This is a genomic window from Pseudarthrobacter sp. GA104 (assembly GCF_009741265.1).
Taxonomy (GTDB): domain Bacteria; phylum Actinomycetota; class Actinomycetes; order Actinomycetales; family Micrococcaceae; genus Arthrobacter.
In genome coordinates this window covers 867,704-889,223 of sequence record NZ_WOWL01000001.1, presented here as the reverse complement: position 1 = coordinate 889,223, position 21,520 = coordinate 867,704, and the positions used below count along the sequence as shown (strand labels likewise).

Sequence of the window (21,520 nt, the reverse complement as noted above, 5' to 3'; positions counted from 1 at the left end):
AAAAGAATAGTTAGCAACAAAATCTAACATCGACCCTGCTGCGGGCACGTGTCCGGCCGGGGTACGGTGTTGCCCATGACTTCCAGCTATCCCCATGAATCCAACAGCGAGCCTGGCCTGCGGAGCTATGCCACCGGCAGGCAGTATGAGCTCCGCCGCGGCGATGCCCTGGCCGTGGTCACCGAACTTGCCGCCGGCCTGCGGTCTTTCAGCAGGGGAGGAACGCTCCTGACGGAAACCTACGGTGACGACCAGATCGCACCCGGCGCTGCCGGCATTACGTTGGCGCCGTGGGCCAACCGCGTGGAGGACGGCAAGTGGTTCCTGAACGGGAAAAAGCAGCAGCTGGACATCACCGAGGTGGCCAGGAACAACGCCAGCCACGGGCTGCTCCGCAATTCCGCCTATGCCCTTGTGGACGAGTCAGAGCACTCGGTTACCTTGGAGGCCACCATCTTTCCGCAGCACGGGTACCCCTTCCTGGCGCGGCACCGCGTGCAGTACCAGCTCGGGGATGAGCTGGGGCTGGTGGTCCGCCAGACCCTGCTCAACGATGCCAGGGAGCCGGCACCCTTCGTCCTGGGCGCCCACCCTTACCTGCGGCTGGGTGACACGCCCGTCGAGGACCTGGTGCTGACCGTTGCTGCCGACACGCGCCTGGTGGCTGACGAGCGCCTCATCCCGCGCAGCACGGCAGCCGTCCAGGGCGAGACCGATTTCCGGGCCGGGCAGAACATCGCGGCCCTCGCCGTGGACGTCGCGCTGACAGGCCTGCACTTCGAAGCAGGGAAAGCCCGCCACACGCTCGCGGGGAAGGACGGCAGGAACGTGAGCCTCTGGCAGGACGAAGCCTGCCAATACGTCCACGTCTTCGTCAGCACCGAGTATCCGGGGCGCAGCCGCGCGGTGGCCGTTGAACCCATGACCGGACCGGCCAACGCCTTCAACTCCGGGGACGGCCTGCGCTGGCTGAACCCGGGTGAGTCCTTCACCATCGAATGGGGGATTGACTACACTCCGGGCAGCGAAGGGTAGCGGTTTCCGAATAAGCCCCGGCTGGGGAAGTATTGTGCTATGACGCCAGCAGAGGATGCCGTTACCTCCCCCAGCCCTTCCCCAAGCCAGCAACTGCCTGCATTGAACCAGCCCCTGCGGGTCCTTGCGGACCGTGAACTGGACCGCGACATACCCTACGGCGTGCGGATCGCGGCGTCCTGGGCCTGGCGCCTGGGACTGATCCTCCTGGTGGGAGGTGCGCTGGTCTGGCTGCTGAGCAGGATCAGCTTCCTTATCATTCCGGTCATGGTGGCTGCCTTGCTCGCCGGGCTCCTGAGCCCGGTGGTGCGATGGCTCAAGAAAAACAGGCTGCCGTCCGGGCTGGCTGTGGCCGTCACCGTGCTGGGCTTCATCGGCCTGATCGCAGGATCCCTGGCGCTGGTGGGCAGGCAACTGGTCGCCGGTTTCGGGGAGCTCTGGTCCGAGGCGCTCGCCGGGGTCAAGCAGATCCAGGACTGGCTGGCTGACGGGCCGCTCCATGTCACGGCAGACCAGATGGACCAGTACCTGAGGGAAGCCACCACCGCCCTGCAAAACAACACCAGCAGCATTGTCAGCGGGGCCCTGTCCTTCGGCAGCACGGCGGGGCACTTTGCTGCCGGTCTTATCCTGGCGCTGTTCATCCTGATTTTCTTCCTCCTGGAGGGGGACCGGATCTGGGCGTTCCTGGTCCGCTTGCTCCCCAGGAAGGCCAGGGCAGCAACGTTCGGTGCCGGGCGCAAGGGTTGGGCATCAATGGTCAGCTACGCCCGCATCCAGATGTTTGTGGCCTTCGTTGACGCGGTAGGGATCGGAGTGGGCGCCGCCATTATCGGCGTCCCCCTGGCGCTTCCCTTGAGCGTGCTCGTTTTCATCGGTTCGTTCATCCCGATCGTCGGCGCCCTCGTGACCGGCGCCATCGCGGTCCTGCTGGCACTGGTGGCCAACGGCCCCATCAACGCCCTGATCATGCTCGGCATCGTCCTGCTCGTCCAGCAGTTGGAAAGCCACATCCTCCAACCGCTCGTCATGGGCAAGGCCGTGGCACTGCACCCGGTGGCAGTGATCCTCTCGGTGGCAGCGGGATCCTACCTTGCCGGCATTCCGGGCGCGCTCTTTTCGGTGCCCATCCTCGCCGTCGCAAACACTGCCATTCGCTACATCGCCGCCAGAACGTGGGAACATGAACAAGTGCCGGCATTCGCCGGAGAGCCTTTGACGGCGGGCGCCGGAGTGGACAACACCATCCGGGACGTCCAGCCGCCGGCAGTACTCAGCCGCGGCAAGGGCGCCGCCGCCGGCACGAAAGCAGAACAACCTGATGCCCCTCCCGCTGCGGAACGGGGCGCCGGGGCCGAACCCAAAGGAGAATAGTCCGTGAACATCCTCGAAACCCTTCCCGTCACGCTGGACGATGTCCTGGAGGCGCAGAAGCTGCTCGACGGGATTATTGCGCGGACGCCGGTGGAATCATCCCGCGCCCTTGGAACCATGGTGGGCGGGGATGTCTTCTTCAAGTGCGAAAACCTCCAGCGGGCCGGATCGTTCAAGGTCCGCGGCGCGTACGTGCGCATGGCGCGGCTTTCCCCCGAGGAAAAGAAGCGCGGAGTGGTGGCTGCTTCTGCCGGCAACCATGCCCAAGGCGTGGCCGTTGCCGCCAAGAGCCTGGGAATCAAAGCCCGCATCTACATGCCGCTGGGCGTGGCGCTGCCTAAGCTGGCGGCCACCCGCAGCCACGGCGCCGAGGTGATCCTCCACGGCCACAACGTTGACGAGGCGCTCGCCGAGGCCCAGCGCTACAGCAACGAGACGGGAACCGTTTTTGTCCACCCCTTCGACAACGTGGACGTGGTGGCGGGCCAGGGCACGCTGGGCCTGGAAATCCTCGAGCAGGTTCCCAACGTGGACACCATCCTCATGGGCGTCGGCGGCGGAGGGCTCCTGGCCGGGGTCGCCGTCGCTGTCAAGGCCAGGGCCAAGGAGCTCGGGCGGAACATCCGCATCATCGGGGTCCAGGCCGAAAACGCCGCCGCCTATCCTCCCTCCCTCGCCGCGGATGCCCTGGTGCCCCTGAAGAAGGTCTCCACCATGGCTGACGGCATCGCCGTCGGCCGGCCCGGGCAGCTCCCCTTCAGCATCATCCGTGAGCTCGTCGATGACGTGGTGACGGTCAGTGAAGACTCGCTGGCCCGCGCACTGATCTTCCTGCTGGAGCGCGCCAAGATGGTGGTGGAGCCCGCGGGTGCAGTTGGCGTGGCAGCGCTGATGGACGGCAAGATCGAGAACCCGGGAACCACGGTCGCGGTCCTGTCCGGCGGCAACATCGACCCCATGCTCATGCTCAAGGTCATCCAGCGGGGCCTCTCCGCGGCTGGGCGCTACATGACGGTCCGCATGATGCTCGATGACCGGCCCGGTTCGCTGGCCACCATCGCCAGGATCATCGCCGAGAACGATGCCAACGTCACCGGCCTGGACCACACCCGCGTGGGTGGCGCCATCAGCATGGGGACGTGTCCATCACGGTGAACCTTGAAACCAAGGGCCACGAGCACGGGGAACAGGTGCTCAGCGCCCTGCGTGCCGAGGGCTTCCAGCCCATCGTGGTGCACTAGGACGCCCCATGGCCGGACTGGCGGGAAACGGGAGCCTCGGGCAGCGGCGGACAGTCGCCGCCCGGGCCAAGGGCGGGCTGCTCGTGCTGGGCAGCTTCGTGGTGTTCCTCTTCGTCATCGAACTGTTCAACATGGTGATGCTGCGCTCGCTCAACGCGACGTTCGGACTCCGGCCCAGGACCGCCGACGGGCTGCTGGACATCTTCACTTTCCCGCTCCTGCACGCCAACCTGAACCATCTCCTGTCCAACAGCCTGCCCCTGGTCATCTTTGGCTTCCTGGTGTTCCTTTCGGGGCTCCGGGTATTCCTGACTGCCCTGGCCTTCAGCTGGCTGGGATCCGGCCTCACCGTGTGGCTGATTGGCGACGGCGGCATCACGGTGGGAGCGTCAGGCCTGGTGTTCGGCCTGTTTGCCTTTCTCCTGGTCCGGGGATTCATAAACCGCAGCTGGCGGCAGATCCTCCTGGCCGTGGTCCTCTTCATGGGGTACGGGAGCATACTGCTGGGGGTCCTGCCCATCGTGGCAGGCTACATCTCATGGCAGGCGCACCTCGGCGGGGCGGCCGGGGGAGTGGTGGCCGCCCTCCTGCTTCGCCGCCGCAGCCAGGCCATGGGTCCGGCGATCTAGGTTCCTGCCGCTTAACGGGAAACGCCGGCCGCCCCTTTCGGGACGGCCGGCGTTTCCAGGATATGGACGGCTATGCAGCGTAAGGCTTGGCGGAGAGGATCTCCACCTTGATGTCCTTGCCGTTGGGAGCCGTGTAGCTCAGGGTTTCGCCTTCCTTGTGTCCAAGAATGGCTGCCCCCAGGGGTGACTTCTCGCTGAACACGTCAAGATCGGAATCACCGGCGATTTCGCGGGAACCGAGCAGGAAAGTCTCTTCGTCGCCCGCGATCCTGGCAACGACGATCATGCCGGGCTCCACGATCCCGTCGTCCGCGGGAGCCGCGCCGACGTGGGCGTCACGGAGCAGCGCGGTCAGCTGGCGGATGCGGGCCTCGATCTTGCCCTGCTCCTCCTTGGCTGCGTGGTAGCCGCCGTTCTCCTTGAGGTCACCCTCCTGCCGGGCCGCTTCAATCTTCTGGACGATCTCTGCCCGGCCAGCGCCGGAAAGGTGGTCCAGCTCTGCCTTCAGGCGGTCAAAAGCTTCCTGGGTGAGCCAGGCTGCAGCTGCGCTGTTGGTGGTAGACACGGACTTCTCCTCTTGTGGTCCTACATGCAAAAGACCCCGCCACGGTGGCCACTTGTGGAACAGTAACCAGCTCAGCGGGGTAAAGGTATGCCTTCATTGTAGTCAATCCCTTGGAGTTAACCCAACAACGAAGCGGCGCACGTCACATGCTCCGGCCACTTTTTCAGGCGCCGGCCCCAGGCAACACCGGACTTATGTGTCAGCGGCCCAGCAGCTGTCCACCACCCCGGAGACGGACAGTGACTCCGTGCGTACGGGCACCCTCTGCGCAACTGTGCGGCCGCCGTCGGCTGTTCCGTCGGCCTGTGCGGGCGGAATGTCCACAACCTTCCACCCCACCACCGCGAACTTGGAGTCCAGTGCCTTGACGGCGCACTTGACGGCGGTTCCGGGCTCGCGCGTCACCTGGAAGTCAACTTCCGCAAGCGTGGCGTCCGTGGTGCTGTAGCCAATGTCCTTGAACGAAACGTCGGACAGCGACTGGGAGGTGGAAACCCAGGCGAGGAACCCGATTCCCGCGGCCAGCGCCGCACCGCCGACGGCGCGCCTGGCTCCTGGCTTCAGCCTGCGCTTTTTAGCACCATAGCGATTGGCTAGGCTAGTGTTTGCGGGCGCGGATTGGGCCGGCTGGTCCGGGGAAGTCACCAGACCAGTTTAGTGCCCTTTCCGGCGGACGCTTGTTGGTCCCAGCCCGGGCCAGCGTCCGCCCGCCCAAGTGATCCGTCAAGCGCCCACAGGCCGCAGAAAAGAATAAGGAGCCGTCCCTCGATGACAGCGTCCAGCACCTCCCCGGCGCCGCTACGGCTGCTCGCGGTCCACGCCCATCCGGACGATGAGTCCAGCAAGGGCGCTGCGACGATGGCCAAATACGCCGCGTCCGGCGTGGACGTCCTGGTGGCCACGTGCACCGACGGGTCCCGGGGAGACATCCAGAACCCGGCAGTTGAGGGGGAGCCGCACCCCAAGCGGGACATGGCCGGCGCCAGGCGCCTGGAAATGGAACGGGCAGCGGCCATCCTGGGCATCAGGCAGCGGTGGCTGGGCTTCGTGGACTCGGGCCTGCCCGAGGGCGACCCGCTTCCGCCGCTTCCCGCCGGATCCTTCGCCACCCTGCCCCTGCACCAAGCGGCTGCGCCCCTGGTGCGGCTGGTCCGGTCCTTCAAGCCGCATGTCATCCTCAGCTACGACGAAAACGGCGGATACCCCCATCCGGACCACATCATGGCCCACCGGGTGGCAGTGGAAGCCTTCGAGTCCGCCGGTGACGGTTCGCGCTATCCGGACGCCGGCGAGCCCTGGGAACCCAGCAAGCTCTACTACGACAGGGCATTCAGTCCGGAGCGTTTCCGGGCACTGCATTTTGCCCTGGAGGAGGCCGGCCTCCAGTCTCCGTACGCCGAGCGGCTTGCAGCGTGGCTCGAAGCGGACGCGGAGGGCCATACCCCGCCTCCCGCCACCCACCCCACCACTACCCAGGTGGACTGCGGGGACTTCTTCGAAGTACGCGACGACGCGCTCCGGGCCCACAGGACCCAGGTGGACCCGTTGGGGTTCTTTTTCGCCGTCTCGCCCGAGATGCAGCGCCGGGCCTGGCCGTGGGAGGACTACTCCCTGATTCACTCCAGGGTTCCCTCGGAGCTCCCCGAGCGGGATCTGTTCGCGGGGCTAAGATAGAAGCAGCCGGCAATTTCTATGTCGCGTAGAAGATAGGGTCCGGCGCCTCGCCGTCCCGCCGCGGCTTCTGCCACCCGCACCACAGAAGGTATACAACCGTGCATCACCTGCTCCTCAGCCTGGCCACCACCCCCACGCCCCTGCCCACGCCCACGCTGCGTGAGGGCATTTCAGAGGACCAGGTGACGCCCGGCCTGCTGGGCTTCATCATGACGGCGTTCTTCGTGGTTGCCACCGCACTGCTGATCGTGGACATGGTCCGGCGCATCCGGCGCGTGCGGTACCGGGCACAGGTGGAAGAGGACCGCATTGCTGCCGCAGCCGCGGCGGACGTGGAGGCGGCGGACGCCGCCCAGGATGCGTCCGGCGGGCAGGTGCCCGGCACCGTGCAGGGAACGGCCGACGGCGGGACAGGGCCCGTGCAGGGAGACCAGCGGCACTGACCATCCGCACCGGCTTCCCATGGAGTGCGGAGCCTTTCGCCCGCGGTGTTCGGCCGCGCTAGCTGAGGACCGCCATGGCTATGGCCGTGAAGTGTGCCGCGAAGGCCACCACGGTCAGGGCGTGGAACAGCTCGTGGAAGCCGAAGTGGTGGTAGCTGATGTTCGGTTTTTTCAGCGCATAGAACACGGCTCCGGTGATGTACAGGATGCCGCCCACGCAGATGAGGACAGCCGATGGAATGCTGGCCTGGAAAAATTGCGGCAGGTAAACGAGGGCGCCGCAGCCCAGGGCTATGTAGATGGGTACGTAGAGCCAGCGCGGGGCATCCGTCCACAGAAGCCGGAACAGCACCCCGAGGATGGCCCCGGACCAGATGACCCACAGCAGGAGGACCGCCTGGGGGCGCTCCAGCAGGGTCCAGGCCAGGGGCGTGTAGCTGCCGGCAATCACCAGCATGATGTTCGTATGGTCCAGCCGCTTGAGGACGATCTTAACCCTTGGCGACCAGTTGCCCCGGTGGTACACCGCGCTGACTCCGAACAGCAGGACGCCCGTTGCCGCGTAGACGGCGGACGTAATTTTGCGGTCCGTCGTGGGGGCAAGAAGCACCAGCACGATTCCTGCCGCCAGGGCGAGCGGCGCCGTAACGGTATGGATCCAGCCCCGCCATTTCGGCTTGATCATCAGGAGTTCGGCCAGCCGGACGGCGGCGTCGTCCACAGCGTTTGTTTCGTGGCCTGATTCCGCCCTGCTTTCCTTGCGCTGCGGCGTCCGCGGGGCGTCCGGGGTGTCGCTGTTCATGCTCCCAGAATAACCTACGCCGCAGTAAGTTACTGATGAGTAGCTATGTGCGGAACGGCCTTCCGGAGCACGTCTGCAGGTGCTGGCCGCTCCGGACGGTAGCCTAGGATGTGCAAGTACGTACAGCAAGGAAGTCAGGTGAGTGAGCGCGTGGAGTTGCCCGGGTTCCTCTACGGCTTCTACGAGCGCAGGCTGCTCAAGGACCTTCCGCGTGACCGGATACCCCGGCACATCGGCGTGATGGTGGACGGGAACCGCCGGTGGGCGAAGCAGTTCAATGCCCCCACCAGCCAGGGCCACCAGGCGGGCGCAGACAAGATCCACGAGTTCCTTGGCTGGTGCCAGGAGCTCGGGGTCAAAGTGGTCACCCTGTACATGCTGTCCACCGACAACATGAACAGGTCCAGTGAGGAACTGGACCTGCTGATGGGCATCATCGCCAACACCCTGGACCGCCTGGACGAGGACGCCAACATCTCGGTCCATGCGATGGGAGCCCCGGAGCTCCTGCCCGATTACCTGGCAGAACGGCTCAACAAGCTGACGGCGCGGACTCCCGTCAGGGAGAAGATCCATGTCAACGTGGCCGTGGGATACGGCGGCCGGCGGGAGATCGTCGACGCGGTGCGGGAACTCCTCCACGATGCCGTGGCGAGGGGAGCGGACATCTCCCAACTGGCCGACGACCTCTGCGTGGACGACATTTCCCGGTTCCTGTACACCCGCGGCCAGCCGGACCCGGACCTGGTGATCCGCACATCGGGGGAGCAGCGGCTCTCAGGCTTCCTGATGTGGCAGAGCGCCTACAGCGAGTTCTACTTCTGCGAGGCCCTGTGGCCCGCATTCCGCAAGGTGGACTTCCTGCGGGCCCTGCGCGACTACGCGGGGCGGCAGCGCCGCTTCGGCTCCTGACACATCCGGTTAATCACGAGTTCATAGTCCCGCAACAGGAATCGCCGCGTAATGGTTGCGGAAATTAGTTGGCGTGGATTTACGTTATATCCATCAGCAGGCAAAACCGCCGGCTGATCGGGGAGGCCAGTACATGGAGCGAAACATCGCACCGGTTGTATGGGAGGCCGGACCCGGCCTCGTGGCCGAGCCGCCTCACCAATAACAATTCCGGGCTGGTGCCCGGGGCTGGAGTCGATGTGGCTACTTCTGAACAACTGCCCGAGGTCCTTTCCGACCAGGGAGAGAAAGCTACCTCTCGCGCCATGCGAGCCACCATACAAACCGGTGCGGCAGAAGATGCCGCGGCCGGTTTTGCTGTCTCCGGAAGGGAATCCGCCATTAACACCTTCGTCATCGACACCTCCGTCCTGCTCTCCGACCCCCGTGCGCTGCTCCGCTTTGCGGAACACGAGGTGATCGTCCCGGTGGTAGTCATCACGGAACTGGAAGCGAAACGGCACGACCCCGAGCTTGGCTACTTCGCCCGGAAGGCGCTCCGGCTGCTCGACGACCTTCGGGTCAAACACGGCGGACTCAACCAGCCCATTCCCATCGGCGACGACGGCGGCTCCCTGATGGTGGAGCTCAACCACATCTCCTCCGAGGTCCTTCCGCTGGGATTCCGCAGCGGCGACAACGACAGCCGGATCCTCGCCGTGGCGAAGAACCTCGCCAACGAGGGCCGCAACGTCACCGTTGTGTCCAAGGACCTTCCGATGCGCGTCAAGGCTTCCGCCATGGGCCTCACCGCCGACGAATACCGCAACGAGCTGGTGAAGGATTCAGGCTGGACCGGCATCGCCGAAGTGGAAGTCGGCGAACAGGAGATCTCCACGCTGTACGGCCACGAGCCCGTCTTCATCCCCGCCGCCGCGGAGATGCCGGTCAACACCGGACTCGTGCTGCTCTCCAACCGCGGCTCCGCCCTGGGCAGGGTGGGGGCAGACAAGCAGGTCCGGCTCGTCAAAGGCGACCGCGACGTGTTCGGGCTCCACGGACGGTCCGCGGAGCAGCGGCTGGCCATCGACCTGCTGATGGATCCCGCCGTCGGCATCGTCTCCATCGGCGGCAGGGCAGGCACCGGCAAGTCCGCCCTTGCTTTGTGCGCCGGCCTGGAAGCAGTGCTGGAACGCCGCGAGCACCGCAAGGTCATCGTGTTCCGGCCCCTCTACGCGGTGGGCGGCCAGGAACTGGGCTACCTGCCCGGCTCCGAATCCGAAAAAATGAACCCTTGGGCGCAGGCGGTTTTCGACACCCTCGGCGCACTGGTCAGCCAGGAAGTAGTGGAGGAGGTCATGGACCGCGGCATGCTCGAGGTCATGCCGCTCACCCACATCCGCGGACGCTCCCTCCACGACGCCTTCGTGATCGTTGACGAAGCCCAGTCCCTCGAGAAGAACGTCCTGCTCACCGTCATGAGCCGCATGGGCCAGAACTCAAAGGTCGTGCTGACCCACGACGTCGCCCAGCGCGACAACCTCCGCGTCGGACGCCATGACGGCATCGCCGCCGTCGTCGAAACCCTGAAAGGACACCCGCTCTTCGGCCACATCACCCTGACCCGCTCCGAAAGGTCCCCGATCGCAGCCCTGGTCACCGAACTCCTCGAAGGCTAAGCGGGGGTGGCTGGAGGGCCGTGGTTCCGTTCGGCGGGCCACGGCCCTTCGCCGTCGCTTAGACACCTCCCGGCGCGCCGCTACGGTCGCTGGGCGACCTGCGCATCGCTCTGGTCGGCGATGCGCTCCTACGCGAAGGACCGTAACCCGCCTCGTGGTCAGGTCACCTTCAGGAAGTTCGCGGCTGCTTCGTGGCCCTCCACCTTGAGGGTCCAGTCGGGGCGCTTGAAGGAGTCCGGGGTGAGGCGGACGTGCCGGACTGTTTCGACTTGCGTGCCCCAGGCCTTTCTGGTGATGCCGTTGAGCTCGTAGCCGAGGGAGCGGGAGACGCCGAGGGAGGCTTCGTTCCAGCTGGCGGCCTCGGACTCGGCTACTTCTGCGCCCAGCCAGTCAAACGCGTAAAGGGCGACGGCGGCACGCATCTCCTTGCCAAAGCCGCGGCCCTGCACTGACTGCTTGAGCCACGATCCCGTGCTGACCGTCTTGAGGGTGGCGAAGTCCTTGGCCCCGACGTCCTGGCAGCCGATGAACTCACCCCCGTGCCAGATGCCCAGCAGGAGGGTCCACGACTCGGGGGTGCACTCCGCGCGGCAGCGCCAGTACCAGCGGGCCATGTTCGGTCCAAGCTCTTCGGCCGGAAGCTCAGTCCATGGAGTGCTGAAGGGGTTTCTGTCACGGGCATGAATCCCGCTCTGCGCCGCTGCAACTGCCGCCGGAATCTCATGGTCCTGGATGGGGCGCAGCTCCAGCCGGGGCGTTGCCAGCGTGAGATCGAAGAGCGGCCACACGGTGTTCAGCGTCGTCATCCGCGAAGCCTAGCCGATGAGCCCGCATTGCGGCCTGTCACAGTCAGGCGGGGACATCCCAGCTGATGTGGCGCCGGACGTCCGTAAGGTTCATGGACTCGGCCAGGAACAGGTCGTCCAGCATGTACTCATCTACGGCGAGGATCCGCAGCCAGTGCCCGTACTGGTCCGTGTCGGATTCAAGGGAGCGGCTGGAAACACACACACCCGTTCCCAGGTCCACCCGGATCCGGCTGCGGCCCGGCAGGCACAGGGGAGCGGCAGGATCCACGGGATGGTAGGCGGCAGTGGGGGAGACGACGGCCTCGAGCGCGGGCCGGCCCTCATGCTCCCTACGGTGGATGTCGTGGAGTTCCATGGCGTTACTGCCCGGGAACTCGAGGGGCACAGGGGCGTTGCCTGCGAGTTCCACCGGGTCCAGGGCGGCGGAGAAGCGTCCGTTGCCGAAGCCCGGCTCGCCGTAGGCTGCTTCCGGGCGGCGCCGCACCAGCCCCAGGTCGTCGTAGACGGGCGTCACCAGATGGGGCGGGAGGAGCCAGGATCTCCGGGTGGAGCTGGTGTAAAGGCCGTCCTTTGAATCGTTAATTCCCGTGGTGCTGTGGAGGACCAGTCCCTCAGGGCTTTCGAGGCGGAGTGCCCCGGGCCGGCGCAGCCAGGCGCGGACAAGCGGAGCAGCAGGACTGGGGGCCTCTGCAAACGGCTCGTCCCAGTATTCAAAGCGCAGCGACTGCCACTTCCAGGGAGAGGACCGGCACAGGTCCCGGAACATGGCCGCGAGGTCCGTCGAGGCAGCACCACTGTCCGGATCCGGCCGGTGCCGGGATTCCCACGTCGCCATATCCACAGTTTACGCGCGGCCAGTACTGCCACGGAGCGGAAATCCAGTAGCATCCGAGGGTGATCCAACGACTGGGCGAACTGTGGCAGCACACCCCGCTGGCCTTCTGGCTGGTGCTGGCTGCCTGCGCCTACTTCGCGGTGATGGCCGTGCGGCTCACAGTGATTGACGTCCGCCACCACCTCCTGCCAAACCGGATTGTCTTCCCGTCCTACGCCGTTGCCGGTGTACTCCTCCTCGCGGCGTCGGCCTTTCCCGGAACCGGCGACGGCGGGGCCCCGGATTCTCCCGGATCTCCCGCAGGCATCCTGGCCCTTCCGGTGCTCCGGGTAGTGGCCGGAGCCGCCATCCTGTGGCTCTTCTACTTCATTCTCCGGGCGGCCTACCCACCCGGAATGGGATTTGGCGATGTGAAACTCGCAGGAGTCCTGGGTATGTACCTCGGCTACCTTGGCTGGGGCCACCTGTTTGCCGGTACCTTCCTGGCCTTCCTGCTGGGCGGCGTGTGGTCCATCGTGCTCCTGGCCGCGCGCAGGGGGACATTGAAATCCTCCATCCCGTTCGGGCCGTTTATGCTCGCAGGAACTGCTGCGGCCATGCTGCTTCCGGCCTGACCCTCGGCAGCAAGGGGCCCGGGGACAGCTTCCAGCGGGCAAAGGGGGCAGACACTTCGGTAGGCTGGCGGGATGCCAGCGCCTGACTACGTCCTGAAGCTCCGTAAGAAAATCGGCAATGATCCCCTGTGGGTTCCCGGGGTCCGCGGCGTGGTGGTGGACGCGCTGGGACGTGTCCTGCTCGCACAGCGGGCGGACAACAAACAATGGGCCCTGGTCAGCGGGATGCTGGAGCCCGGGGAGCAGCCGGCCCGCGGCGTGGTGCGGGAGATTTTCGAGGAAACGGCAGTGGTGGCCGAACCCGAGCGGGTGGTCTCCGTCGGGGCCGTTGGTCCCTTTACCTACCCGAACGGAGACGTGTGCGAGTTCCTTGATGTGGTGTTCCTCTGCCGCTACGTTTCCGGAACCGCCCGGGTGAATGACGACGAATCCCTGGCCGTCGGGTGGTTCGGCATTAATGAACTGCCTGAGCTCATGGCCGGCCACCTCACCAGCATCCACCGTGCCCTGGCTCCGGCGGAAGCCGCCCACTTCGAACCCTGAGCCCTCCCGGGCGTTCATGCGACGGCCGCCCGCCTTCGCGGGAAATCCCGGCGCTCGCAGCTGGCCTTAAAGACGCCGGCCGCCCGCCTTCGCTGGGAAGATGGGCGGCCGCCGTCGTGCTTGCCACCGCCAGGCGGACCTGGCGGGGAAGGGGACCTAGGCCTTGTGGGCCGGAGCCGTCATGGTGGTGACATCCAGTGCCTTGTCCAGATCGGCTTCGGACACCTTGCCCTCGCCGTCCCCGACGAAGCCCAGCTTCTCGGTTGCCTGGCGCACGGTAAGGCCCTCAGCCACGGCCGTCTTGGCGATCTTGGCCGCGTTCTCGTAGCCGATGTACTTGTTCAGCGGGGTCACGATGGACGGTGAGGCCTCGGCCAGGAAGCGGGCGCGCTCCACGTTCGCGGTGATGCCGTCAATCATCTTGTCCGCCATGACGCGGCTGGTGTTGGCGAGCAGGCGGATGGATTCCAGCAGGTTGGACGCCATGACCGGGATGCCGACGTTAAGCTCGAACGCGCCGTTGGTGCCGGACCAGGCGATGGCGGTGTCGTTGCCGATGACCTGTGCCGCCACCATGATGGATGCCTCGCAGATGACCGGGTTGACCTTGCCCGGCATGATCGAGGAACCCGGCTGCAGGTCCGGGATGGCGATTTCGCCAAGGCCCGTGTTGGGGCCCGAGCCCATCCAGCGGAGATCGTTGTTGATCTTCATGAACGAGATGGCGATGTTGCGCAGCTGGCTGGACGCCTCGATCAGGCCGTCGCGGTTGGCCTGGGCCTCGAAGTGGTCGCGGGCCTCCGTCAGGGGAAGCCCCGTGTCGGTTGCAAGCAGTTCGATGACGCGCTCCGGGAAGCCCGCCGGGGTGTTGATGCCGGTGCCCACGGCCGTGCCGCCGAGCGGAACCTCAGCGACGCGGGGGAGCGAGGCGTTGATCCGCTCGATGCCGTAGCGGACCTGCGCGGCGTAGCCGCCGAACTCCTGGCCGAGCATCACCGGGGTGGCGTCCATCAGGTGGGTGCGGCCGGACTTGACGACGTCCTTGAACTCGACAGCCTTCCGCTCCAGGGACTCGGCAAGGTAGCCGAGGGCCGGAATGAGGTCGTTGATCAGGGCCGAGGTGGCGGCGACATGGACCGATGTGGGGAAGACGTCGTTGGAGGACTGTGAGGCGTTGACGTGGTCGTTCGGGTGGACAACCTTGTCACTGCCGGCGGCCTTGAGGGCGCGCGAGGCGAGCTCGGCGATGACCTCGTTGGTGTTCATGTTCGAGGACGTGCCGGAGCCCGTCTGGAAGACGTCGATGGGGAAGTCGCCGTCATACTTGCCGGCGGCCACCTCATCGGCTGCATCTGCGATCGCCTTGGCCAGCTCGCCGTCGAGCACACCCAGTTCAGCGTTGGCCTGGGCGGCAGCCTTCTTGACCCGGGCCAGTGCTTCAATGTGCGCACGTTCCAGGGTCTTGCCGGAAATGGGGAAGTTCTCCACTGCCCGCTGCGTCTGCGCGCGGTACAGTGCGTTCACGGGGACGCGGACTTCGCCCATCGTGTCATGTTCAATGCGGAACTCTTCAGTGGAAGTCATGGGGCTAGCTTAGGACGCACGGGCGCCGCATCGAAAACCGTGAACTGCTTGCTACAGGCCCACCGCCGCGGCAGTTTTGGGAAGCTCCTAGTGCTCGCCGATTCCGGAAACCAGGTTGGCGCGGCCTTCGGCCAGGCTGTACGAGAGGCCGATGACCGCGGTCTTGCCCGAGCCGATTGCGTCGGAAATCACACGGGAGCTGTCCACGAGGCGCTGCGATGTCTGCTTGACGTGTTCCACCACCATGTCATTGACCTCGGTTTCGTCATTGCGCAGGGAGGTGAGCACCGACGGCGTAATCCGTTCCACCAGGTCCCGGATGAAACCTGTCGGCATCTCTCCGGTTTCCACCGCGGACTTCGTGGCGCTGACGGCCCCGCAGCTGTCGTGCCCCAGGATCACGATCAAGGGCACCCCCAGCACTGCCACGCTGTATTCCAGCGAGCCCAGGACGGCGTCGTCAATGACCTGGCCGGCCGTCCTGACGACGAAGACGTCGCCGAGACCCACATCGAAGATGATCTCTGCGGCGAGCCGCGAGTCGGAGCAACCGAAGATGACGGCGAAGGGGTGCTGGTTCTCCACGAGGGACGACCGCCGTGACGCATCCTGGTTGGGGTGCGAGGTCTCACCGTTAACAAATCGTTCATTGCCTTCGCGCAGACGGCGCCAGGCGAGTGCAGGAGTCAGATAGGTAGCCACGCGCCTACCTTACGGTGCGGCGGGCGCGGAGGGTGAAACTGTGACAGCCGGGTTGCTTTCCAGGGACCTGACGACGGCGTCCGCCAGCACGGCGATCTCGTCCAGCTGGGCCTCCCCGGACAGGACAACGGTGGTGCCGCGGTAGTCCAGCACCAGGGACTTTTCGCCCTTGCCGGTGTCCCGAAGCTGCCAGTCCTGCCCGCCGGCGTTCCGGGATCCGGTGACGGGCGCGTTCCTGGTTTGCTGAAGAAGCCAGGTGGGGTTGGCGCTCCTGGTCTGGACCAGGCTGATGAAGGACTCCCTGGGCGTCAGGTAGCCCACTTCCCAGGTGGGGACACCGCTGCCGGTTCCGGCTTCCCACCGGGCGTAGTTCGGCCGGAAAGTATTGCCGGTGTCCGGGGCCACGGGTGTGAATCCCGCCACATCCGTGGCGTTGCGTGCGGTGGCTCCCACATCGATGTTCGGACGGTAGCCCTCGCTTTTGGGAAGCGGATTCATGAGGATGATGGGCAGGAACGCGGCGATGCTCACCACCAGGGCGATGACCATTCCAATCACCGAGGCGTTGGCGCGCTTGGCGGCTGCCGCCGGAATGACGGGCTTAACCTGCCCCTGTCCTGCCGTGGCGCCGGACACGCTGCTGCCTCCGGATCCGTGCGGCTCGGGACTGGGGGTGGTCTTTTCCTGCATGTCATTCACCCCTCTATAGTCGCCCATCGCGGCAGTCAACTTCCATTTGGCCTCCGCGGGCTCCCTGGCACGGCCTCCTGGCACATTGCGGTGTTGCGTCATCCGCCGCTCCGAAGGCGGTGCCGCGACTATGATCGATATCAGAGGAATCACCGCCCTGCTGCACCGGCGGGGTGGGTTCAATGATCGCCACTCGAAGAAGAGGTTCACGTGTCACCAGCGTCCATGACCCAGAAGTACTCCACGCTCTCCCCGTCCCTGGCGGTGGGCAATGATGAGCCGGACCGGAACCTTGCCCTCGAGCTCGTCCGCGTCACCGAAGCAGCCGCCATCGCCGGCGGCCACTGGGTTGGCTTCGGCGACAAGAACAAGGCTGACGGTGCCGCCGTTGACGCCATGCGCTCCTTCCTGCAGACCGTCCACTTCAACGGTGTCGTGGTCATCGGTGAAGGCGAAAAAGACGAAGCTCCCATGCTCTTCAACGGCGAACGCGTCGGTGACGGTACGGGGCCCGAATGCGATGTGGCCGTTGACCCCATCGATGGAACCAGGCTGACCGCGCTGGGCATCAACAACGCCCTCGCCGTCCTGGCAGTGGCAGAGCGCGGCTCCATGTTCGACCCCTCCGCCGTGTTCTACATGGAGAAGCTCGTCACTGGCCCGGAAGCCGCTGACATGGTGGACCTCCGCCTCCCGGTCAAGCAGAACCTCCACCTGATCGCGAAGGCCAAGGGCGTCAAGGTCAACCAGCTCAACGTCATGATCCTCGACCGTGACCGCCACAAGCCGCTGGTAGAGGAAATCCGGCAGGCAGGCGCGCGCACCAAGTTCATCATGGACGGCGACGTGGCAGGCGCCATCGCGGCCGCCCGCTCGGGCACCGGCGTCGACGCACTGATGGGCATCGGCGGGACCCCGGAGGGCATCGTGGCCGCCTGCGCCATCAAGTCCCTCGGCGGTGTCATCCAGGGCCGCCTGTGGCCCACCAGCGACGAAGAGAAGCAGAAGGCCATCGACGCCGGCCACGACCTCGAGCGGGTCCTGTCCACCAACGACCTCGTCTCCAGTGACAACTGCTACTTTGCCGCCACCGGCATCACCGACGGCGACCTCCTGAAAGGCGTCCGCTACTCCAAGGACAGGGTCCTCACCCAGTCCATCGTCATGCGTTCCAAGTCCGGCACCATCCGCTTCGTTGACGGCGAGCACCGGGCTGACAAGTGGGAAGGCTACGCCCGCAAGAGCTGACCCCGGCCGCGTTGTGATCCCAGGCCCCCGGAGCGCACCGCGTTCCGGGGGCCTGGCGTTTAAGCCGTTGGTATAGGGTTGAAGCCATGATTCCTGCTGTTGTGCCCTGTACTGACCGCGCCCTCTGGGACGACCACGTTGACCGGTTCCAGGGACATCCCCAACAGCTCTGGGGGTGGGGCGAGACCAAGGCCATGCACGGCTGGTCCGTGGACCGTGTGCTCATCAATGACGGCGGGAACACCATTGGCTGCGCCCAGCTGCTGGTCCGGCGCCTTCCCCTTCCGTTCCGTGCGCTGGTGTACATTCCCCGTGGCCCCATGTGCGCACCGGAGAATGCGCAGGCGGTCCTCAACAGCCTGGCCCGCCATGCCGCCGTCCGCCACCGGGGAGTGGCCCTGAGCATCGAACCGGACTGGGACCAGGATTCAGTTTTCGCCGGTGCAGTGGCGGCCGCCGGGTTCCGGTCATCCAGCAATACGGTGCTTATCCCGCGGACCCTGATCCTTGACCTCACCAGGACCGATGACGAGCTCATGGCGGACATGTCCAAGTCCACCCGGGCCAACATCCGCAAGGCCATGCGCAGCGACGTTGAGTTCCGCAAAGTGAAGAACGACGCCGAACTTGAGCAGGTACTGGCCGTCTACCACGAAACCGCGGACCGGGCCGGTTTCGGGATCCACGAGGACCAGTACTACCGGGACATCTTCAGGAACATGGCGGACGGCTCGCCGATCATCGGGGCGTTCGACGGCGAGCAGCTGCTGGCGTTTGTCTGGCTCGCCAGGAGCGGCGCCACCGCCTTCGAGCTCTACGGCGGCGTGTCCGGCGAGGGGCAGAAGCAGCGCGTCAACTACGGCGTGAAATGGGCGGCGCTGCAGGCGATGCGCGAGGACGGATGCTCCCGCTACGACTTCAACGGGCTGCTCAACGACGGCATCTCCGACTTCAAGAAGCAGTTCGCCAAGCACGAGAACATGCTGCTGGGCACCTGGGAAAAACCGCTCTCGCCGTTCTACCCGGCCTATGCCCAGGCCATGCCACTGGCGCGGCGCGGGCTGCAGACCGGCCGGCGGCTGCTGAAGGCTGCTGCCGGCAGGGTCCGGCCCGTACTCAAGAAGCTGCGCCCGGGCAGCTAGCCCCGGCAGGCAAAGGGCGACGGCGGCACCCGCCCGGGTGCCGCCGTCGCCCTTTGCCCATGCCGCCAGTAAGCCGCGGGGCGCAGCCTGCTAAAGGCCCGTGGTCACGGCGAAAGCAAGCGCAGGTTCCGTGCTCCCTGCCACCGGGTGAACGTTGACCGGAGCCTCGGCTGCGGCCAGGAAGGCGCTGCCGCCCCGGGAGAGCTCCAGGTCGCCCTTGGGCGAATCCAGGTAGATGTTGCCGGCCACAACAATGACCACGGCCGCGCCGGACTGTGCCAGCGGTACCGGTCCCGCGCCGGGTGAGAGCTCGATGCGCTGGAGCTGGAATTCCTCGAACGGCGGGCGGAACAGTTCCTGGTCCAGGACCGTCCTTTCGGCCGCGAGCCTGGGCACGGCCACTGGCTGGAAATCGACAGTCCGCAGGAGTTCGGGCACATCCACGAACTTGGGGGTGAGGCCGCCGCGCAGGACATTGTCGGAGGATGCCATGACCTCCACGCCCAGGCCGTGCAGGTAGGCATGGACGTTTCCGGCGGGGAGGTATACCGCCTCACCCGGTGCCAGCGAAATGCGGTTCAGCAGCAGGGAGATCAGGACCCCGGGATCGCCGGGGTACTTTTCGTTCAGGCTGATCACTGTGTTGAGTTCGGCCTCGTAGGGGGCAAGGGGCGCTCCGGAGAGGAGCGCAGCCACCACCAGCGCAGTAGCATCAGCCACGGGCTGGCCGCCGCTGATCAGGCGCTCGAAGGCCTTCCGCAGGCCCGTGCTTTCACCGGGGGACTGGAGGTCCGCAAGCAGCCCATTGACCAGCGCGGGAGCCCCGCCCTCCACGGAGTCGAAGGCGGCCGCAACATGCTGCAGGATGTCCACGGTCCGGGCTGCCGGACGGAAACCGCACAGCGCCTCAAACGGCGTCAGGGCGAGAATCATCTCCGGCTTGTGGTTGTCGTCGCGGTAGTTCCGGTTGGGTGCATCCGGAGCCAGGCCCGCTGCGTTTTCCCGCGCAAACCCCGCCCGTGCCTGCTCCAGGCTCGGATGGACCTGCAGGGACAGTGGCTGGGCTGCCGCCAGGATCTTGGCCAGGAACGGCAGCCGCGGACCAAAGCGGGCCACGGAGTCCGCGCCAAGGAAATGCTCCGGATCGCGCGAGATCAGGGCGTCCAGGCCCGTAGTCGCCGAACCGTCCTCGGGAACGCGGGCAACCGACGGGGAATCGGGGTGCGCGCCGATCCACAGTTCCGCTTCGGGGCCGCCGGATTCCGGGCGTCCCAGGAGGGCGGCGATGGCCGTCGTCGAACCCCAGGCGTAATCCCGGAGGACGTTGTCAATCTGGTACAAAACCGTTCCGTTCCTTGGTGGGTTGGCCGCTAGAGCGGGGCGCACTGGCCGTTGGTGGCCACGAGCTGGCGGATGGTTTCTTCATCGCCATTGCGCTTGAGCTGGTTCAGCATCTCTTCGGTGATCGGCTCGCCGTCGGGGGTTGTGGTCACCGGGGTGAAGTCCGACGGCGTGGGCTGCTGCGGGGCGCGGCCGCCGGCCGGCAGGGCGGCGGGGGAGGCCCCGGCCGCCTGGATGTGCCCGGCGCCCGCCTTCGGGACGGCGATGGCGTCGTCGGGAATTCCTGCCGACTGGGCGCCCTTGGCGGAGGCCGACGCCAGCAACTGGTCCACGCGCTGGTGGATCTGGTCGAAGTCCGGGACGGTGGAGAAGGAGGCGTCGAAGTCCGGGGGGCCGATCGTAAGCCGCTTGACGTCCTGGCCCTTCGCCTTGATCGCGAGGTCCAGGAAGCTGCCAAGCTGGGAGGAGGAAATGTTGGATTCCACAACCTGGGTGCCCGCGTTGGCGATGTCTTCGAACTTGGCCAGCAGCGTGGCCGGGTCCAGTTGCTTCAGCATGGCCTGCTGGACGCATTGCTGGCGCTGGATGCGGGCGTAGTCATCCACATACTCGCGTGACCGTCCGTACCAGAGCGCCTGGTTGCCGTCGAGTGTCTGCTCTCCGGCCGGGATCCACCCGAGGGGCATGCCGTGGGTTTGGCTGTAATCGTCGAAGTAGCCGCTCATGGGTACCCAGCCGCCGGCCTTGATCTTGATGCCGCCCATGGCGTCGATGAGCGTGGCAAAGCCCTCCATGTCCACCAGGACATAGGCCTGGATTGTCATTCCCAGCGTTCCGGAGACGGCTTCCATGGTTGCCTGCGCGCCTGGATCGGCCACCCCCGGGTAAAGGTCCGCATGCTGGTTGGTGACTTCGGTGTTAATGGCATTGATCAGGCATTCGTCGCCGCAGTTGTAGCCGTCGGGATAGATCTCCCGCATCGGCGAGTCTTTGCTGAACTGCGCGTTCTGGAAGTTGCGGGGGACGGAAATGATGGCGGTCTGGCCGGTTTCGGCGTCAACGCTCAGCACGGAGAGGCTGTCCGGACGCCGTCCGGTACGGTCCTCACCGGCGTCGCCGCCCATCATCAGGAAGTTGTAGCGCCCGTCCACGGGGTCGATAGCGGGCCCGGCGGAAAAAATGTTGCCGATCGCGTTACGGCCCACATTGAGGAGGTAGGCGGCGTAGCCGAGCGACCCGCTCCCGAGGACCAGGGCCAGTACCAGGGCAAACCCGACGGCGGGCCGTACCGAGGGCTCCAGCAGTACGGGGCGGATCAGCCGCAGGGTGTTGATGAACAGTGCCGCCCAGCCGACGGCCAGCGCTACCAGCAGGATCACGATCGCCAGGGAGGCGAAGGGGTTGGTGATGATGTTGATCAGGAGGGGCCGGTTGAGGAGCAGCAGGAGCAGGGTGAGCGCCAGCACTGCCCAGACGGAGAGCGTTACGGCCAGTGCGGCGCGGCCCAGCCTGCGGTCGCCGGCCACAATCTGGGCACTGCCCGGGACCAGGAGAGTCAGGAGGACAAGCACGAAGGCCCGCTTGGTGCGGACGTGCGGAGAGGCGCTGACCGGGTACCGGACGGGGTCTGTCATTGCGCCGCCGGGAGCGGAGTCATGCAGCTTGCTGCTGGACATACG

At 66.0% G+C, this 21,520-nt stretch carries 21 protein-coding genes and 1 pseudogene; 12 read left to right on the top strand and 10 right to left on the bottom strand.

The annotated features are described in order from the left end of the window. Window positions 1-75 precede the first annotated feature (75 nt). From GK109_RS03925 to GK109_RS03910, 4 genes and pseudogenes are all read left to right on the top strand, one after another. Window positions 76-1,035, top strand: coding sequence for an aldose 1-epimerase family protein (locus GK109_RS03925; protein WP_157238734.1), 960 nt, complete (start codon window positions 76-78; stop codon window positions 1,033-1,035). 39 nt (window positions 1,036-1,074) lie between these two features. Beyond that, complete coding sequence (locus GK109_RS03920; protein WP_197432395.1) at window positions 1,075-2,409, top strand: AI-2E family transporter; 1,335 nt, start codon at window positions 1,075-1,077, stop codon at window positions 2,407-2,409. Between the two features lie 3 nt (window positions 2,410-2,412). After that, a pseudogene (ilvA, locus tag GK109_RS03915) lies at window positions 2,413-3,650 on the top strand (threonine ammonia-lyase). An 8-nt stretch (window positions 3,651-3,658) separates the two neighbouring features. After that, entirely contained in the window at window positions 3,659-4,279 is a 621-nt protein-coding gene (locus tag GK109_RS03910; protein ID WP_157238733.1) for a rhomboid family intramembrane serine protease, read from the top strand. Between the two features lie 70 nt (window positions 4,280-4,349). Here GK109_RS03910 and greA read toward each other — a convergent pair whose 3' ends face one another. Beyond that, entirely contained in the window at window positions 4,350-4,844 is a 495-nt protein-coding gene (gene greA, locus GK109_RS03905) for a transcription elongation factor GreA (protein ID WP_321215725.1), read from the bottom strand. 192 nt (window positions 4,845-5,036) lie between these two features. Then, window positions 5,037-5,489 carry a DUF4307 domain-containing protein gene (locus GK109_RS03900; protein ID WP_370460385.1) on the bottom strand — a complete coding sequence of 151 codons (453 nt, stop codon included), beginning with the start codon at window positions 5,487-5,489 and terminating at the stop codon, window positions 5,037-5,039. Between the two features lie 123 nt (window positions 5,490-5,612). On the opposite strand from GK109_RS03900, the gene mca reads away from it, so the two are divergent. Then, window positions 5,613-6,518, top strand: coding sequence for a mycothiol conjugate amidase Mca (gene mca, locus GK109_RS03895; protein WP_157238730.1), 906 nt, complete (start codon window positions 5,613-5,615; stop codon window positions 6,516-6,518). Window positions 6,519-6,616: 98 nt separating this feature from the next. Then, complete coding sequence (locus tag GK109_RS03890; protein ID WP_321215727.1) at window positions 6,617-6,961, top strand: hypothetical protein; 345 nt, start codon at window positions 6,617-6,619, stop codon at window positions 6,959-6,961. A 58-nt stretch (window positions 6,962-7,019) separates the two neighbouring features. Here the strand turns inward: GK109_RS03890 and GK109_RS03885 are convergent, their stop codons facing one another. After that, complete coding sequence (locus GK109_RS03885; RefSeq protein WP_370460384.1) at window positions 7,020-7,763, bottom strand: hemolysin III family protein; 744 nt, start codon at window positions 7,761-7,763, stop codon at window positions 7,020-7,022. Window positions 7,764-7,913: 150 nt separating this feature from the next. Between GK109_RS03885 and GK109_RS03880 the strand changes: the two genes are divergently transcribed. Then, window positions 7,914-8,675, top strand: coding sequence for an isoprenyl transferase (locus tag GK109_RS03880; RefSeq protein WP_321216230.1), 762 nt, complete (start codon window positions 7,914-7,916; stop codon window positions 8,673-8,675). Between the two features lie 239 nt (window positions 8,676-8,914). Beyond that, window positions 8,915-10,333: a PhoH family protein gene (locus GK109_RS03875; RefSeq protein WP_370460383.1), complete on the top strand. Its 1,419-nt coding sequence runs from the start codon at window positions 8,915-8,917 to the stop codon at window positions 10,331-10,333. A 158-nt stretch (window positions 10,334-10,491) separates the two neighbouring features. Here the strand turns inward: GK109_RS03875 and GK109_RS03870 are convergent, their stop codons facing one another. Both GK109_RS03870 and GK109_RS03865 read right to left on the bottom strand, forming a co-directional pair. After that, a complete protein-coding gene (locus tag GK109_RS03870) occupies window positions 10,492-11,139 on the bottom strand; it encodes a GNAT family N-acetyltransferase (RefSeq protein ID WP_157238728.1) in 648 nt (215 codons plus the stop codon). Window positions 11,140-11,182: 43 nt separating this feature from the next. Then, window positions 11,183-11,977 carry a hypothetical protein gene (locus tag GK109_RS03865; RefSeq protein ID WP_157238727.1) on the bottom strand — a complete coding sequence of 265 codons (795 nt, stop codon included), beginning with the start codon at window positions 11,975-11,977 and terminating at the stop codon, window positions 11,183-11,185. A 59-nt stretch (window positions 11,978-12,036) separates the two neighbouring features. Here GK109_RS03865 and GK109_RS03860 point away from each other — a divergent pair, with 59 nt between their 5' ends. Both GK109_RS03860 and GK109_RS03855 read left to right on the top strand, forming a co-directional pair. Beyond that, window positions 12,037-12,591 carry an A24 family peptidase gene (locus GK109_RS03860; RefSeq protein WP_321215734.1) on the top strand — a complete coding sequence of 185 codons (555 nt, stop codon included), beginning with the start codon at window positions 12,037-12,039 and terminating at the stop codon, window positions 12,589-12,591. Between the two features lie 72 nt (window positions 12,592-12,663). Continuing rightward, entirely contained in the window at window positions 12,664-13,134 is a 471-nt protein-coding gene (locus GK109_RS03855; protein WP_157238726.1) for an NUDIX domain-containing protein, read from the top strand. A 156-nt stretch (window positions 13,135-13,290) separates the two neighbouring features. On the opposite strand, the gene GK109_RS03850 is transcribed toward GK109_RS03855, so the two are convergent. The 3 genes from GK109_RS03850 to GK109_RS03840 all read right to left on the bottom strand — a co-directional run bounded on the left by GK109_RS03850 (window position 13,291) and on the right by GK109_RS03840 (window position 16,110). Beyond that, window positions 13,291-14,718 carry a class II fumarate hydratase gene (locus GK109_RS03850; RefSeq protein ID WP_091418460.1) on the bottom strand — a complete coding sequence of 476 codons (1,428 nt, stop codon included), beginning with the start codon at window positions 14,716-14,718 and terminating at the stop codon, window positions 13,291-13,293. Between the two features lie 87 nt (window positions 14,719-14,805). Then, the gene (locus GK109_RS03845; RefSeq protein WP_321215736.1) at window positions 14,806-15,420 is read right to left on the bottom strand and encodes a carbonic anhydrase; all 615 of its coding nucleotides are present in this window, start codon (window positions 15,418-15,420) and stop codon (window positions 14,806-14,808) included. Window positions 15,421-15,429: 9 nt separating this feature from the next. After that, window positions 15,430-16,110, bottom strand: a complete 681-nt coding sequence (locus GK109_RS03840) for a DUF4245 domain-containing protein (protein ID WP_157242614.1) — start codon at window positions 16,108-16,110, stop codon at window positions 15,430-15,432. Between the two features lie 225 nt (window positions 16,111-16,335). On the opposite strand from GK109_RS03840, the gene glpX reads away from it, so the two are divergent. Together glpX and GK109_RS03830 are read left to right on the top strand one after the other, a co-directional pair. Next, window positions 16,336-17,358, top strand: a complete 1,023-nt coding sequence (glpX, locus tag GK109_RS03835; protein WP_157242613.1) for a class II fructose-bisphosphatase — start codon at window positions 16,336-16,338, stop codon at window positions 17,356-17,358. An 86-nt stretch (window positions 17,359-17,444) separates the two neighbouring features. Further along, window positions 17,445-18,500 (top strand): peptidoglycan bridge formation glycyltransferase FemA/FemB family protein, encoded by a 1,056-nt coding sequence (locus GK109_RS03830; protein ID WP_157238725.1) that lies wholly within the window; start codon window positions 17,445-17,447, stop codon window positions 18,498-18,500. Between the two features lie 90 nt (window positions 18,501-18,590). Here GK109_RS03830 and manA read toward each other — a convergent pair whose 3' ends face one another. Together manA and GK109_RS03820 are read right to left on the bottom strand one after the other, a co-directional pair. Next, window positions 18,591-19,841 carry a mannose-6-phosphate isomerase, class I gene (manA, locus tag GK109_RS03825; RefSeq protein WP_157238724.1) on the bottom strand — a complete coding sequence of 417 codons (1,251 nt, stop codon included), beginning with the start codon at window positions 19,839-19,841 and terminating at the stop codon, window positions 18,591-18,593. 29 nt (window positions 19,842-19,870) lie between these two features. Continuing rightward, window positions 19,871-21,517 (bottom strand): LCP family protein, encoded by a 1,647-nt coding sequence (locus GK109_RS03820; protein ID WP_157238723.1) that lies wholly within the window; start codon window positions 21,515-21,517, stop codon window positions 19,871-19,873. Window positions 21,518-21,520 lie beyond the last annotated feature (3 nt).